Origin of the sequence: Nocardioides sp. cx-173, from assembly GCF_021117365.1 — a bacterium.
Taxonomy (GTDB): domain Bacteria; phylum Actinomycetota; class Actinomycetes; order Propionibacteriales; family Nocardioidaceae; genus Nocardioides.
Genome location: NZ_CP088262.1, coordinates 2,745,565 through 2,758,592, shown reverse-complemented (window position 1 = coordinate 2,758,592; position 13,028 = coordinate 2,745,565). Strand labels below are relative to the sequence as shown.

Genomic DNA, 13,028 nt, shown 5'->3' with positions numbered 1-13,028 from the left:
CCGTGGGATCGGACCGGTCAGAGCTGGGCGACCACCACGTCGAGCTGGGTGCCCTTCGCCGTGGGGTCGCCGACCTCGACGGTCCACCCGAGGTCGCGCAGCACCTCGGCGAGCCTCACCGGGGTGCGCGGGTCGCGGCCGTCCTCGAGCAGCGCCCGCACGATCCGGCCCTTGGTCGCCTTGTTGAAGTGGCTCACGACCTGGCGCCGGCCGTCGACCTCGTGCAGGACCCGGACGGTCGCCACGCGGGGCGCCAGCTCGGCCGGTGGGCGCCAGAAGGCGGCGTAGGTCCCGGATCGCAGGTCGACCAGGAGCCCGGTGCCCATCGCCTCGGTGACCGCGTCGCCCAGATGGTCGCGCCAGTGGGCGGCGATGCCGCCGAGACCGGGCAGGCCGGCGTCGCCGGAGAGGCGGTACGCCGGGATCCGATCAGCAGGGCGGACCAGCCCGAACACGCTGCTGGTCACGGCGACGCGGCTGCTTGCCCGGCGCTTGGCCGCGGGGGAGAGCGTCGCGAAGCCCAGCGACTCGTAGACGACGCCGCTGTAGACCTGGTCGGCCCGGGCCGTGGGCGCCCGCCGCACCTCGGCGTTGAGACGGACCAGGTCGAGCTGCGTCTTGGGCACGCCGAGGGTCTTGGCGGCCACGTCCGGGTCGCCCTCGCACAGCTTGACCAGTGCGTCGAGCACCCGCTCACGGGCCGGCGTCAGACCCGGGCTGCCGAGGCTGGCGAGGTCGAGGGGCTTGCCCCGGCGCGGGGCGGACTTGCCCTCGCTGGGCGGCAGCAGGATCAGCACGCCGCAACCCTAGAGCCGCGGTCGGGGCTTAGGGTCGGGGGATGCCGAGCAACCGGGTCGTCCACATCAAGGTCGCCGACGACACTGACTCCGACGGGGCCGACAGCGCGGCCGTGGTGACCACGCTGCGTGAAGGCATCGAGCGGATCCGTGGCGAGCTGGAGGTGAGCCCGGACTTCCCACCCGAGGTGGAGGAGGCGGCCGCGGCGGCCGCGGCCGCCCCGCGCCTGCCGGACCTGGACCGCACGGACATCGCGTTCGTCACCATCGATCCCGAGGGGGCGATGGACCTCGACCAGGCCCTCCACATCGAGCGCGCGGGCGACGGCTACGTCGTCCACTACGCCATCGCCGACGTCGCCGCCTTCGTGAGCCCCGGTGACCCGGTCGACGTGGAGGCGCACCGCCGTGGGGAGACCCTGTACGGCGCGGACTCCAAGGTGCCCCTGCATCCCAAGGTGATCTCCGAGGACGCCGGCTCGCTCGTCGAGGGGCAGGTCCGCCCGGCGCTGCTGTGGACGATCCGGGTCGACGAGGTCGGCGAGGGCACCGACGTGCACGTCGAGCGCGCCCGGGTGCGCTCGACGGCCAAGCTCTCCTACGAGCAGGCGCAGCGCGCAGTCGACGAGGGCACCGGCGGGGAGGTGCTGACGCTGCTGCAGGAGATCGGCGAGCTCCGGCTGGCGCGCGACGCCGCCCGCGGCGGGGTGTCGCTGCCGCTGCCCGAGCAGGAGATCGACATCCAGGGCGGCCGGTGGAGCCTGGAGTTCCGCTCCCTGCTGCCGGTGGAGCTGTGGAACTCCCAGATCTCGCTGCTGACCGGGTTCGGCGCGGCGACGCTCATGGTCTACGGGCGGGTCGGGCTGCTGCGCACCCTGCCGGCCCCCGACCCGCGCGACGTCCAGCGCCTGCACCGCACCGCCCGCGCGCTCGGCATCGAGTGGCCCGCCGAGGTGCTCTACCCCGACTTCATCCGCTCCCTCGACCCCACGCAGCCCGAGCAGGCCGCGATGGTGGTCGCGAGCGCCCGGCTGCTGCGCGGCAGCGGCTACGTCGCCTTCGACGGCGAGGTGCCGGCCGAGCCGCTGCACTCCGCGCTGGCCTCCGAGTACGCCCACGTCACCGCGCCTCTGCGCCGGCTGGCGGACCGCTACGCCGGCGAGGTGTGCGTCGCCCTGTGCGCCGGCGAGCCGGTGCCGGACTGGGTGCTCGCGGCGCTACCCGGGCTGCCCAGGACCATGCAGCAGTCCAGCCAGCGCGCCCGGGCCTACGAGCGCGCGGTGCTCGACCTCGTCGAGGCGGGGCTGCTGGCCGCCCGGGTGGGCGAGGAGTTCGACGCCGTCGTCGTGAGCGTCGAGGAGAAGCGGCCCGACCGCGGCGTGGTCATGCTGGCCGAGCTGGGCGTCGAGGCCCCGGTCGTCGGGGACGGCGACCTGCCGCTCGGGACCGACGTACGCGTGCGTCTGGAGACGGCCGACGTGGCGACCCGCTCGGTCCGGATGCGACTGGTCTAGGACGCCGCCACGAACTTCGCCAGCGAGGAGTCCGGCGCCGACCAGGCCTCCCGGAAGCTCGCGTGCAGCGGCAAGTCCGTCACCTCGGCGGCGGGCACCCAGGCGTGGCCGTCGCTCTCGGCCAGGTCCGCCAGCCGGAGCGGGCCGGTCGGCACCGCCAGCACGGTCTCGTAGGTCCAGCCGCCGCAGCTCGCGGTGGAGGAGCCGCGGACCGCGACCTCGTGGGCGGCCAACCCGAGCTCCTCGCCGGCCTCGCGGATCGCGGCCTGCTCCCAGGTCTCCCCGCGCTCGCGGGCACCGCCGGGGATCGACCAGGTGCCGCCCTGGTGCGCCCAGTGCGCGCGCAGTTGCAGGAGCACCCGCCCGCCCTCCGCAATCAGCAGGCCGGCGGCGCCGCGGCGGCCCCAGTGGTTGTGGCCGTGGCTGCACGTCGCCCAGGTCATGGGTCAAACCTAACCAGCAGGGAAAGCGTCGTTCAGTCGTCCCAGGGGGCGGAGTCGCCCATCTTGGCGTAGTACTTCGCCAGGTGGCTCTTCACGCGGTCGATGTCCTTGGCCGGCAGGTCGACGCCGCCGCGCGAACCCTGCATGACGTTGCCCGCGGCCATGACCCCGCGCGGCACGGCGGTCAGCCGGCCGTCGACGACGTCGGCGATCAGCAGCTTGTAGGCGGTGAAGTTGTCCTTTGACTCCGCGTCGTACCAGACGTGGGCGTCGCGGTACCGCTGGTTGGGCTCGTCCTGGGCGTCGGCCCAGGCGCGCACGCGCTTCTCGGCGGCGGCGCCGTCCCAGGGGCGGTCGCGGTCGGCGAGGGGGAGATCCTGGAAGCTCGTGACGGCCACGGCGTCCTCCGATCGCTCAGGGGAGCACGGGCTCCGTCTCGGGCAGGGTCGGGTCCGGCGGCGTCTCGCCGGGCCCCGGGGTGGGGGGCACGGCGGGGTCGGTGGGGCCGGGGCTCGGCACCACGTCCGGGTCGGGAAGGGGCTCGGTGGGGTTGGTGGTCATGGCTACCCGTACCCGGCCCCGGGCGCGGCATGCCGGGGTCAGGACAGGTGCTTGACGATCCGGGCCGGGTTGCCGACGGCCACGACGTCGGCGGGGAGGTCCTTGGTCACGACGGCGCCCGCGCCGACCACGGTGTTGTCGCCGATGCTCACCCCGGGGCAGACGACTACCCCGCCGCCGAGCCAGACGTTGTCGCCGATCGTGATGGGCTCGGCGGCCTCCCACTTGTCTCGTCGCGGCCCCGGCTCGACCGGGTGCGTCGGGGTCAGCAGCTGGACCCCGGGCCCGATCTGCACGTCGTCGCCGATCGTGATGGCGGCGACGTCCAGCGCGACCAGGCCGTAGTTGGCGAAGCAGCGCGCGCCGATCGTGATGTTGCTGCCGAAGTCGACGTAGAGCGGCGCCCGGATCTCGGTGTCCTCGCCGAGGCTGCCCAACAGCTGCGCCAGCAGTGCCCGGCGCAGCGGCTTCTGGCGGGGTCCGGTCGCGTTGTAGGCCGCCATCAGGTCCTGCGCGGCGTGGCTCTCCTCCTCGAGCTGCGGGTCGTCGGCGATGTAGAGATCGCCGGCCATCATCCGCTCGCGCATCGAGCGGCCGTCGAGGGAGTCAGCCATGACCGGCACGCTACTCGGACGAGCGTCGGGGCAGTCGTCGCAGCCGGAGCGTGGTGGCCGCGGCGTCGTCGCTGACCGTCCGCGCAGGTGCGCAGGCAGCGAGCTCGTCGGGTGGCCAGGGGGTCGGCGCAACACCGCAACCCGGCGAACGGCTGCGGATTCCGAGGAGGCATTGGTCACTTCCCACACAAGTGGAGCAACCCTCCGGTTGAAGCCTATCCCGGGATGGTGGTGATGCTGGAGCAGTGCCGGAGGGCGCCTCGTGCGCAGGCCGCGACCGCCGAGCGAGAGGCGACGACGACACGTCTGACGGCCGCGCGGGCCCACTGGCTGGTCGAGGTCGGGGTCCTGGTGGGGCTGTTCGCGCTCTACACCCTCATCCGGGCCGCGCAGGGCAACGACCCGGGCCTCGCGATCGCCCACAGCCGCACCATCCTCGCCTGGGGGGGGGTGGCTGTTCGACCGCGTCGAGGTGCCCCTCAACACCTGGATCGGCACCGTGCCGGTGGTCGCCGTGACGGCCTGCTACTTCTACGCGCTGATGCACTACGTGATGACGCCGGCGGTGCTGTTGCTCTCGCGCCGCCACGGCGGCTGGCACTACTGGCGCGGCTACTGGGCGATCGTGCTGGCCTCGGCCCTCGCCCTGGCGGTGTACGCCGCCTGGCCGGCCGCGCCGCCCCGGCTGATGCCGGACCTCGGGATCGCCGACGTCATGCGGGACTTCTCCGCCTACGGCTGGTGGGGCTCGGCGGCGTCCGCCCCGCGAGGCATCGGCGATGCCACCAACCAGTACGCCGCGATGCCGTCGCTGCACTTCGGCTGGTCGCTGTGGTGCGCGATCCAGCTGTGGGGCCTGCCGTCGCGGGCCTGGCGGGTCGTCGCCGTCGCCTATCCGAGCCTGCAGGTGCTCGTCGTGCTCGCCACCGGCAACCACTTCCTCCTCGACGTGCTCGGCGGCGCCGCGTGCGTGGTGCTGGCCTACGCCGTGGTCGGGCTCCTGCACCGGGCGGCGACGTCGCGGGCCGGGGCCCGCGTGCCGGTCGCGGCCGGCTAGCGCGGCCGGTCGGCTCCGACCCACGGCGTGCCCGACCCGGACGCGGTGCGGGGCCGCGTCCGCGGGAAGGTGGAGCCCCACGTTGCGGGGGAGCCGCCGGAGCCCGGGTCCTCGTCCTGGTCGGGCAGCGCCAGCCACTGCGCCCACGAGAGGTCGCGGCCCACGTAGCGTGGTGCCCGCAGCGGCCAGTCCTCGGCGACCCAGCGGGGGACCAGGGCGTCGAGCGCGGCCTCGACCGGCGTGCCGGCGTACTCGTCGCGGACCCACCAGGAGATGTCGGCGTCAGCGCCGGGCTTGTCGGTCGGGTCGAGGTAGACGCAGCCGATCAGCTCGGTCTCGTCGGCGTCGAAGAGGGCGTAGTTGAAGGAGCGGTGTGCCAGCTCCTCGTCGCGGTGGTACTGCAGGTCCTCACGGTCCTTCTCGGCGGTCAGGGTGGCCGGGGGCCAGCCCCAGGCCTCGCCGTAGATCGCCCACAGGCGCTCGCGCGACCCCATCACCGCGGGCATGTCGAGCTCGGTGTCGTCGGGATGGATCGGTCGCAGGTGGTGGCCGGTCGACAGCTCGACCCGGGTGGGATGCGCCCACCCCTCGGGGAGCCAGGGCTCGCTCATGTCCGTTCCTCTCATGGTGTCTCATCGTGTGAGCGGTCACCCTAGGGCGTCCGGCGGCCGTGATCACGGGGTTTGTGCGGCTCCGCCGGACCTCGGCGCTAGGTTCAGTGGGTGAGCAGCGACCCGCGACCACCCGACACCGACACGGTGCTCGGCAAGGTCGTCGCGGTCCTCTCGGCCTTCCACGCCGACGACCACGACCTGCGCCTGGCCGAGCTGGTGCGCCGCACCGGGCTGGCGAAGGGCACGCTGCACCGGGTGCTGTCCGACCTGGTCGCGACCCGGCTGGTCGAGCGCACCGAGCACGGCTACCGCCTCGGCGGCCGGCTCTTCGAGCTCGGCATGCGGGCCTCGGTGGAGCGCCGCCTGCTGGAGGTGGCGACCCCGTTCATGGAGGACCTGTACGAGCGCACCCACGAGACCGTCCACCTGGGGGTGCTCGAGGGGCGCGAGGTCGTCTACGTGTCCAAGATCGGCGGGCACCGCCAGGCCTCCAGTCCCTCGCGGATCGGCGGGCGGATGCCGCTGCACTGCACCGCCATCGGCAAGGCACTGCTGGCTCACAGCGACCCCGCGCTGGTCGACGAGGTGCTCGCCGGGCGACTGGACCGCCGTACCCCCCGGACGGTGACGGGCCCCGGCCTGCTGCGCCGCCAGCTCGAGCGCGTCCTGGAGGCGGGGGTGGCCTACGAGCACGAGGAGTCCGCGGTCGGCATCGTCTGCGTCGCCGCGCCGGTCCTGGACGCCGACGACCGCCCGATCGCCGCGGTCAGCCTGACCGGGCCGGTGACCCGCTTCCACCCGGAGACCCACGCGACCTCGGTGCGGGCCGCCGCCGCCGGCGTCGCGGCCACCCTCGCCCGGCGGGAGGCGCTGCGGCACGACGCCCCCTGAGCAGGGTCCGGTGGGTGGAACGTTCGCCTGGTGGGGTCGGCCCGGCGTGCCGCAGGCTGGCGGCATGACAGCAACCTCCGTCGCCGAGACCGCCGTCGATCAGGCGGCCACCCGTCTCCTCGACGCCCAGTCCACCGGCACCCCCTGCGCCCCCGTGCGCGACCTGATCGGCCCCGCCGACGTCGACCGCGCCTACGCCGTCCAGGAGCGCCTCACGGCCGCCCGGCTCGCGAGTGGCGCCACGATCGTCGGCCGCAAGATCGGCCTCACCTCCCCGGCGGTCCAGCAGCAGCTCGGCGTCGATCGCCCCGACTTCGGCGTGCTCTTCGACGACATGGACGTCGCCGCCGGCGGGGTCGCGCCCATGGCCCGCCTGCTCCAGCCCAAGGTCGAGGCGGAGATCGCGTTCGTGCTGGCCGAGGACCTGGACCGCGACGACCTCGACGTCGACACCGTGCGGTCGGCCGTCGAGTACGCCGTCGCGGCACTCGAGATCGTCGACTCGCGGATCGCCGGCTGGGACATCACCTACGGCGACACCGTGGCCGACAACGCCTCCAGCGGCCTCTACGTCCTGGGGGAGCAGCGCGTCTCGCTCGAGGAGTTCACCCCGGTCGACGCCGAGATGTCGATGAGCATCGACGGTGAGGTCGTCTCCACCGGCAATGGCGCGGCCTGCCTCGGCGACCCGCTCGCGGCGCTGGTGTGGCTGGCCCGGACCGCCCGCGAGGTCGGCACCCCGCTGCGCGCGGGCCAGGTCGTGCTCTCCGGTGCCCTCGGCCCCATGGTGGCCGTCACCGCGGGCGCCCACGTCTCCGCCGAGATCTCCGGACTCGGCACCGTCACCGTCGACTTCAGTGGAGAGGACCAGGCATGAGCAGCAAGACCAAGGTCGCGATCATCGGCTCGGGCAACATCGGGACCGACCTGATGATCAAGGTCCTCCGGCTCTCGGAGGTGCTGGAGATGGGTGCCATGGTCGGGATCGACCCCGACTCCGACGGGCTGGCCCGCGCCCGGCGCCTCAACGTGCCGACCACCCACGAGGGTGTCGACGGCCTGATCGCGATGCCGGGCTTCGACGAGATCGGCATCGTCTTCGACGCCACCTCCGCGAAGGCCCACGTCGCGAACGCCGCCAAGCTCGCGCCGTACGGCGTGAAGCTGGTCGACCTGACGCCCGCGGCGATCGGCCCGTTCGTGGTCCCGGCCGTCAACCTCGACGAGCACGGCTCCGCCGACAACGTCAACATGGTCACCTGCGGGGGACAGGCGACGATCCCGATCGTCGCGGCCATCTCCCGGGTCACCGCCGTGCCCTACGCCGAGATCGTCGCGTCCATCGCGTCGAAGTCGGCCGGTCCCGGCACGCGCGCCAACATCGACGAGTTCACCGAGACCACCTCGCACGCGATCGAGGCCGTCGGCGGTGCCACGCGCGGCAAGGCGGTCATCATCCTCAACCCCGCCGAGCCGCCGCTGATCATGCGCGACACCGTGTTCGCGCTCATCGGTGACGGAGACGAGGCCACGCACCAGGCGATCCGCACCTCCGTCGAGGAGATGGTCGAGTCCGTCGCGGCTTACGTGCCGGGCTACCGCCTCAAGCAGCAGGTGCAGATCACGCCCGTCCCCGAGGGGCAGCCCGTGCACACCCTCGCCGGCGACGCCGCCGCCACCCACCAGGTGTCGGTGTTCCTCGAGGTCGAGGGCGCCGCCCACTACCTCCCGGCCTACGCCGGAAACCTCGACATCATGACCTCCGCCGCGCTGCGCACCGCCGAGCGGATGGCCACCCACTCCCTGCAGGAGGTCCCCGCATGACCACGAAGCTCTTCATCCAGGACGTCACGCTGCGCGACGGCATGCATGCCGTGCGTCACCGGATCACGCCCGACAACGTCGTGAAGATCGTGCGGGCCCTCGAGGCCGCGGGCGTCGACGCCATCGAGGTCGCCCACGGCGACGGTCTCGCGGGCGGCTCGCTCAACTACGGCCCCGGCTCGCACACCGACTGGGAGTGGATCGAGGCGGCCGCGCAGAACATCTCGCGCGCCCGGCTCACCACCCTGCTGCTGCCGGGCATCGGCACCATCGAGGAGCTCAAGCACGCCTACCGGCTGGGCGTCCGCTCGGTCCGCATCGCGACGCACTGCACCGAGGCCGACGTCTCCGCGCAGCACATCGCCACCGCCCGCGACCTCGGCATGGATGTCTCGGGCTTCCTGATGATGAGCCACATGGCGCCGGCCGAGGAGCTGGCCCACCAGGCCAAGCTGATGGAGTCCTACGGCGCCCACTGCGTCTACGTCACCGACTCCGGCGGCCGGCTCACGATGGCGGGCGTGCGCGAGCGGGTCACCGCCTACCGCGACGTCCTCGACGCGGGCACCGAGATCGGCATCCACGCCCACGAGAACCTCTCGCTCTCGGTCGCCAACTCCGTGGTCGCCGTCGAGGCCGGCGTCACGCGCGTCGACGCCTCCCTCGCCGGCCACGGCGCCGGAGCGGGCAACTGCCCGATCGAGCCGTTCATCGCGGTCGCGGACCTGCAGGGCTGGGAGCACGGCTGCGACCTGTTCGCGCTGCAGGACGCCGCCGACGACCTGGTGCGCCCGCTCCAGGACCGTCCGGTCCGGGTGGACCGCGAGACCCTGACCCTCGGGTACGCCGGCGTCTACTCCAGCTTCCTGCGGCACGCCGAGGCGGCCTCCGAGCGCTACGGGATCGACGTACGCGCCATCCTGCTCGAGGTCGGGCGCCGCGAGCTGGTCGGCGGCCAGGAGGACATGATCGTGGACATCGCGCTGAACCTCACGTCGGGTGAGCGCACCGACCCGATCGCGGTCTCCGCCGTGCCCGCCTAGCCGGCCGCGCGGCGAGCGGGCGCAGCGCTCAGGGCGGGTCCTCCGGATGAATGCTGCGGGTCTCGGCGCGCCGGTCGCGGTGGGACAGCCAGTCAGCGACGTACACCTTCGGCAGGACCTTCGCGAGCGCCAGTGCGGTGTACATCAGCGTGTTGAACGCGACGAAGGCCGCGAGGACACCGAACAGCTCGGAGTGCATCACCCACGACGGGAGCAGGACCCCGAGCGGCGCGCTCATCGGGGTCCCGCCCCGGTGGTCACGGCGTCGCGCGCCGACAGGTGCTTCCAGCTGGCCTGTCGGCCGAGGGAGATGTCGAGCACGCCGCGGGTGAAGACGGCGCAGAGGAAGGCGGCGAAGAGGAGCTCGGGGAAGAGCGCCGCACCGAGCAGCCGCGCACGCCACCCGCCCTTCCACGCGGTGACGACGCGGTCGAGGACGAACAGCAACCCCACGCCCAGCCAGAAGGGAAACCAGACCCACTCGTCGAGGGACAGGGCCATCACCAGCATGAGCACGAAGTACGCGGCGAGGGCGATGACCCCGTAGCCGATGCCCAGCTGCTGGGCCCAGTAGCGGAAGGTCTGCGGCGTGGTGCCGTAGGCACCGAGGTTCTCCAGCGCCCCCCGCTGCCAGCGCAGCCGCTGGGCCCACAGGGCGCGCCACGTCGGCATCAACTCGGTCACGACCGTGCACTGCGCGGGCGAGACCATCAGCGCGCCGAGCGACTTCAGCGCGATCGTGAGCTCGTTGTCCTCGGTCAGGGCCACCGTGTCGTAGACGTCGCCCGGGGTGCCGGGAAGCGAGGTGCCACGGCTGGCGGCCACGGTACGCAGTGCATGTGGGCGGAACAGGGATGCCGTGCCGGTGAGCACGAACACCCGCCCCCGGCGCCGCTTCAGGTCGCGGGCGTAGCGGATGTACTCGTTGCGTTGCAGCTGGGCGAGCAGCCCGGGGCGCTCCTCGCCGTAGAAAAGGCCGCCGACGGCCATGAGCGCCCTGTCGTCGGTGAAGCGCCGGACGGCGTGCGCAAGGAAGCCGGGGTCAAGGCGCGTGTCGGCGTCCATCACCATGACGACGTCGTTGTCACCCTGGAGTGGCAGCAGGCGGGCGAGGGCCTGGTTGAGGGCCCCGGCCTTCTTGTGGGCGTTGCCGACGGACTCGACGACCTCCACACCGCACCGCACGGCTACGGCGACGGTCGCATCCGTGCAGTTGTCGGCGACCACGACGACCCGCTCCGGCGGGTGGGACTGGGAGAGGAGCGAGGCGATGGTCGCGGTCAGGCAGCCGGCCTCGTTGTGCGCGGGCACCAGCACCGTCACGGTCACCGGCCCGGCGTCAACCCCCCGGGTGGCCGCCATCACCACCCGAGGTGCCAAGGGCGCGGAGCGGGGGGCGAAGGAGCGTCGCGACCTGGTGGTGAGGCGTCGCTCGACCATGGCCACGGCGACGCCGAACGCCATGGCCAGCCCGATGGCCGCGGTGACCGCACGAGGGCTGGGCGACTGGGTGTCGTAGAGGACGTCCCACACCCCGAAGATCAGGCCGTCCTCTGGCGCCCGACCGGAGGCCGGACCAACGGCGCTGACCGCGAGCCAGAGAAGCGTCGCGGCACCTGCGGCGGCTCCGAGGATCACGAAGCCGATCATGCGTGAGAACCGAAAGTCCCCCATGGGCGTCCACCTCGATAGACCTCGACTGTACGTCCCGCGAGGAGCGGTGACGGCGGCGCACCGGGTGCGTGCGACGCTGATGCGATGTGGCCATGGCTGACGTTCGCGCTGGGCGTCGTGCTCGTCGTCGGGCTCGTGGCCGCGCTGCCGGTGGCACGCCGCCGCCGGATCGGGGGAGGTCGGACTCCGGGGCCGGCGCTCGTCGCCGAGCACCGCCAGGCGTTCGAGGCCCTGCACGAGGCCCAGGTGTTCAACGAGGCCGTCCTCGCCGCGTCACCGGACGTCATGGTGGTCCTCGACCTGGTCTCCGGGGACTGGGAGTGGACCTCCCGCAATGTCTGGGAGGCGCTGGGGGAGTACGCCGCCAGTACCGCGGAGGCCCCCGCGGGCATCCTGCGGCACCTCGTCGAGGAGGACCGGGCTCTGGTCTACGAGACGATGGCCAGGTTGGCGACGCTGCCTGACGGTGAGTCCGTCATGATTCGGTTCCGCCTGCGGCGCCCCGGTGGCCCTCCGCGCTGGATCCTGGGCCGGGCCACGCCGTTCGCACGAGGCTCAGGGCGGCCTCGGGCCCTGGCGGTGCTGCGCGACGTCACCGAGATCGCCGAGCTCGACGCGCGCTTGCAACACTCCGCGCTCCACGACCCACTGACCGGCCTCCCGAACCGCAGTCGCCTGGTCGAGCTGATCACGACCGCCGAGCAGCAGGGCGACGACGCGGGGGACCTGGCGCTGATGTTCTGCGACCTGGACCGCTTCAAGCACATCAACGACACCTACGGTCACGCGGCCGGCGACGCGGTCCTGGTCGAGGTCGGGCGCCGCCTGCAGGGGGCGCTGCGAGCGGGAGACTCGGTAGCGCGGGTGGGCGGTGACGAGTTCGTGGCCCTGCTCGCCCCGACTCGTGGCTCCGGCGGGCCGCCGCAGAGCCCCGCCGAGCGCTCCTCGGCGTTGGAGTCGCTCGCGCGCCGGATCCAGGACCGGGTCTCCGGCCCGATCGAGCACGCCGGCAACGAGCTGGAGGTCACCTTCAGCGTGGGCATCGCGACCGTGTCCCGGGGGGCCGCCGCGGCCGACGCCCTGCGCGACGCGGACGACGCCATGTACCGCGCCAAGCGATCCGGCCGTGGCCGGGTGTCGATGTTCGACGAGGCGCTGCGGACCGAGCGGGAGTCGCGTCTGCGCGTCGCCACCGCCCTCGCTCACGCGCTGGCCCCCACACCCGAGGGCCTGGCCCGGCTGAGCGTCGTCTACCAACCCGTCCTCGACCTCCGGGGGCTCCGGCTGATGGGGTGGGAGGCGTTGGCCCGCCTGACCGACCAGGAGGGGAAGGCGATCGCTCCCGACCAGTTCATCCCGGTCGCCGAGGACCTGGGCGTGGTGCACCTGCTCGACCAGGAGGTCCTCGAGCTGTCCTTGACGGCGCTGCGCGAGTGGACCGTCGCTCACCCTGCCGCGGGACCGCTCACGATGGCCGTGAACGTCAGCGCCAGCCAGGTGCACCGGGTGAACCTCACCACGGTGATCCGCTCCGCACTCGAGCGGCACGGTATCCCAGCCTCGAGCCTCGTCGTCGAGGTCACCGAGAGCGTGCTGCTCGGTCTGGGCTCGTCCACGCTGGGCCAGCTCCGGGAGCTCCACGATCTCGGCGTCGCGGTGGCGATCGACGACTTCGGGACCGGCTACGCGAGTCTCCAGTACCTCACGACCCTGCCGGTCGATGCCCTCAAGATCGACCGCAGCTTCACCCAGAAGCTCAGCACCGACCCGACGAGCGCGGCGATCATCCGGGCGGTGGCCGCGCTCGCGGCCGAGCTCGGTCTGACCTGCATCGTCGAGGGGATCGAGACGCAGGCTCAGCTCGAGGCGCTCCCGCCCGGCGTGCTCGGACAGGGCTTCCTGCTGGGGGAGCCCCGTCCCACGCTGAGCGGCGAGGCGAGTACCGAGAAAAAGGACTTCACCCCCGCCGGGTGACTGGGAGTAGCGTTGCCGCGCA

The 13,028-nt window shown here is 73.0% G+C and carries 15 protein-coding genes; 7 read left to right on the top strand and 8 right to left on the bottom strand.

What is annotated here, in order from left to right:
* Positions 1-17: 17 nt before the first annotated feature.
* Entirely contained in the window at positions 18-797 is a 780-nt protein-coding gene (gene yaaA / locus LQ940_RS13330) for a peroxide stress protein YaaA (RefSeq protein WP_231244986.1), read from the bottom strand.
* A 41-nt stretch (positions 798-838) separates the two neighbouring features.
* Here yaaA and LQ940_RS13325 point away from each other — a divergent pair, with 41 nt between their 5' ends.
* On the top strand, positions 839-2,311 hold the full coding sequence (locus LQ940_RS13325; protein ID WP_231244987.1) for an RNB domain-containing ribonuclease: 1,473 nt from the start codon (positions 839-841) through the stop codon (positions 2,309-2,311).
* On the opposite strand, the gene LQ940_RS13320 is transcribed toward LQ940_RS13325, so the two are convergent.
* From LQ940_RS13320 to LQ940_RS13300, 4 genes are read right to left on the bottom strand one after another with little or no spacing between them, the layout of a single operon-like run.
* Positions 2,308-2,754 (bottom strand): NUDIX domain-containing protein, encoded by a 447-nt coding sequence (locus tag LQ940_RS13320; RefSeq protein WP_231244988.1) that lies wholly within the window; start codon positions 2,752-2,754, stop codon positions 2,308-2,310. The two genes, LQ940_RS13325 and LQ940_RS13320, sit on opposite strands and share 4 nt — an antisense overlap.
* 32 nt (positions 2,755-2,786) lie before the next feature.
* Positions 2,787-3,152: a hypothetical protein gene (locus LQ940_RS13315; protein WP_231244989.1), complete on the bottom strand. Its 366-nt coding sequence runs from the start codon at positions 3,150-3,152 to the stop codon at positions 2,787-2,789.
* Positions 3,153-3,168: 16 nt separating this feature from the next.
* Positions 3,169-3,315, bottom strand: a complete 147-nt coding sequence (locus tag LQ940_RS13310; RefSeq protein WP_231244990.1) for a hypothetical protein — start codon at positions 3,313-3,315, stop codon at positions 3,169-3,171.
* Positions 3,316-3,353: 38 nt separating this feature from the next.
* The gene (locus tag LQ940_RS13300) at positions 3,354-3,929 is read right to left on the bottom strand and encodes a sugar O-acetyltransferase (RefSeq protein ID WP_269215117.1); all 576 of its coding nucleotides are present in this window, start codon (positions 3,927-3,929) and stop codon (positions 3,354-3,356) included.
* A gap of 454 nt (positions 3,930-4,383) precedes the next feature.
* Here LQ940_RS13300 and LQ940_RS13295 point away from each other — a divergent pair, with 454 nt between their 5' ends.
* Positions 4,384-4,986, top strand: coding sequence for a phosphatase PAP2 family protein (locus tag LQ940_RS13295; RefSeq protein ID WP_269215126.1), 603 nt, complete (start codon positions 4,384-4,386; stop codon positions 4,984-4,986).
* Here the strand turns inward: LQ940_RS13295 and LQ940_RS13290 are convergent.
* A complete protein-coding gene (locus tag LQ940_RS13290) occupies positions 4,983-5,597 on the bottom strand; it encodes a GNAT family N-acetyltransferase (protein WP_231244992.1) in 615 nt (204 codons plus the stop codon). The two genes, LQ940_RS13295 and LQ940_RS13290, sit on opposite strands and share 4 nt — an antisense overlap.
* A gap of 111 nt (positions 5,598-5,708) precedes the next feature.
* Between LQ940_RS13290 and LQ940_RS13285 the strand changes: the two genes are divergently transcribed.
* The 4 genes from LQ940_RS13285 (at position 5,709) to dmpG (ending at position 9,358) form a co-directional block, all read left to right on the top strand.
* Positions 5,709-6,491, top strand: coding sequence for an IclR family transcriptional regulator (locus tag LQ940_RS13285; RefSeq protein ID WP_231244993.1), 783 nt, complete (start codon positions 5,709-5,711; stop codon positions 6,489-6,491).
* Positions 6,492-6,555: 64 nt separating this feature from the next.
* Positions 6,556-7,368, top strand: a complete 813-nt coding sequence (locus tag LQ940_RS13280; protein WP_231244994.1) for a 2-keto-4-pentenoate hydratase — start codon at positions 6,556-6,558, stop codon at positions 7,366-7,368.
* Positions 7,365-8,315, top strand: coding sequence for an acetaldehyde dehydrogenase (acetylating) (locus LQ940_RS13275; protein WP_231244995.1), 951 nt, complete (start codon positions 7,365-7,367; stop codon positions 8,313-8,315). Before LQ940_RS13280 ends, LQ940_RS13275 begins: the two co-directional genes overlap by 4 nt.
* Entirely contained in the window at positions 8,312-9,358 is a 1,047-nt protein-coding gene (gene dmpG / locus LQ940_RS13270) for a 4-hydroxy-2-oxovalerate aldolase (protein ID WP_231244996.1), read from the top strand. Before LQ940_RS13275 ends, dmpG begins: the two co-directional genes overlap by 4 nt.
* 28 nt (positions 9,359-9,386) lie before the next feature.
* On the opposite strand, the gene LQ940_RS13265 is transcribed toward dmpG, so the two are convergent.
* Both LQ940_RS13265 and LQ940_RS13260 read right to left on the bottom strand, forming a co-directional pair.
* A complete protein-coding gene (locus LQ940_RS13265) occupies positions 9,387-9,596 on the bottom strand; it encodes a hypothetical protein (RefSeq protein WP_231244997.1) in 210 nt (69 codons plus the stop codon).
* Entirely contained in the window at positions 9,593-11,008 is a 1,416-nt protein-coding gene (locus LQ940_RS13260) for a glycosyltransferase family 2 protein (protein WP_231244998.1), read from the bottom strand. Before LQ940_RS13260 ends, LQ940_RS13265 begins: the two co-directional genes overlap by 4 nt.
* A gap of 108 nt (positions 11,009-11,116) precedes the next feature.
* Between LQ940_RS13260 and LQ940_RS13255 the strand changes: the two genes are divergently transcribed.
* Positions 11,117-13,006, top strand: a complete 1,890-nt coding sequence (locus tag LQ940_RS13255; RefSeq protein WP_231244999.1) for a putative bifunctional diguanylate cyclase/phosphodiesterase — start codon at positions 11,117-11,119, stop codon at positions 13,004-13,006.
* Positions 13,007-13,028: the final 22 nt, after the last annotated feature.

Excerpts from the sequence above, each read along its gene's own strand:
- LQ940_RS13320 (WP_231244988.1), bottom strand. The coding sequence starts at position 2,754 with ATGACCTGGGCGACGTGCAGCCACGGCCACAACCACTGGGGCCGCCGC.
- dmpG (WP_231244996.1), top strand. The coding sequence starts at position 8,312 with ATGACCACGAAGCTCTTCATCCAGGACGTCACGCTGCGCGACGGCATG.
- LQ940_RS13260 (WP_231244998.1), bottom strand. The coding sequence starts at position 11,008 with ATGATCGGCTTCGTGATCCTCGGAGCCGCCGCAGGTGCCGCGACGCTT.
- LQ940_RS13325 (WP_231244987.1), top strand. The coding sequence starts at position 839 with ATGCCGAGCAACCGGGTCGTCCACATCAAGGTCGCCGACGACACTGAC.
- LQ940_RS13290 (WP_231244992.1), bottom strand. The coding sequence starts at position 5,597 with ATGAGCGAGCCCTGGCTCCCCGAGGGGTGGGCGCATCCCACCCGGGTC.
- LQ940_RS13280 (WP_231244994.1), top strand. The coding sequence starts at position 6,556 with ATGACAGCAACCTCCGTCGCCGAGACCGCCGTCGATCAGGCGGCCACC.
- LQ940_RS13300 (WP_269215117.1), bottom strand. The coding sequence starts at position 3,929 with ATGGCTGACTCCCTCGACGGCCGCTCGATGCGCGAGCGGATGATGGCC.
- LQ940_RS13255 (WP_231244999.1), top strand. The coding sequence starts at position 11,117 with ATGTGGCCATGGCTGACGTTCGCGCTGGGCGTCGTGCTCGTCGTCGGG.
- LQ940_RS13265 (WP_231244997.1), bottom strand. The coding sequence starts at position 9,596 with ATGAGCGCGCCGCTCGGGGTCCTGCTCCCGTCGTGGGTGATGCACTCC.
- LQ940_RS13275 (WP_231244995.1), top strand. The coding sequence starts at position 7,365 with ATGAGCAGCAAGACCAAGGTCGCGATCATCGGCTCGGGCAACATCGGG.
- LQ940_RS13310 (WP_231244990.1), bottom strand. The coding sequence starts at position 3,315 with ATGACCACCAACCCCACCGAGCCCCTTCCCGACCCGGACGTGGTGCCG.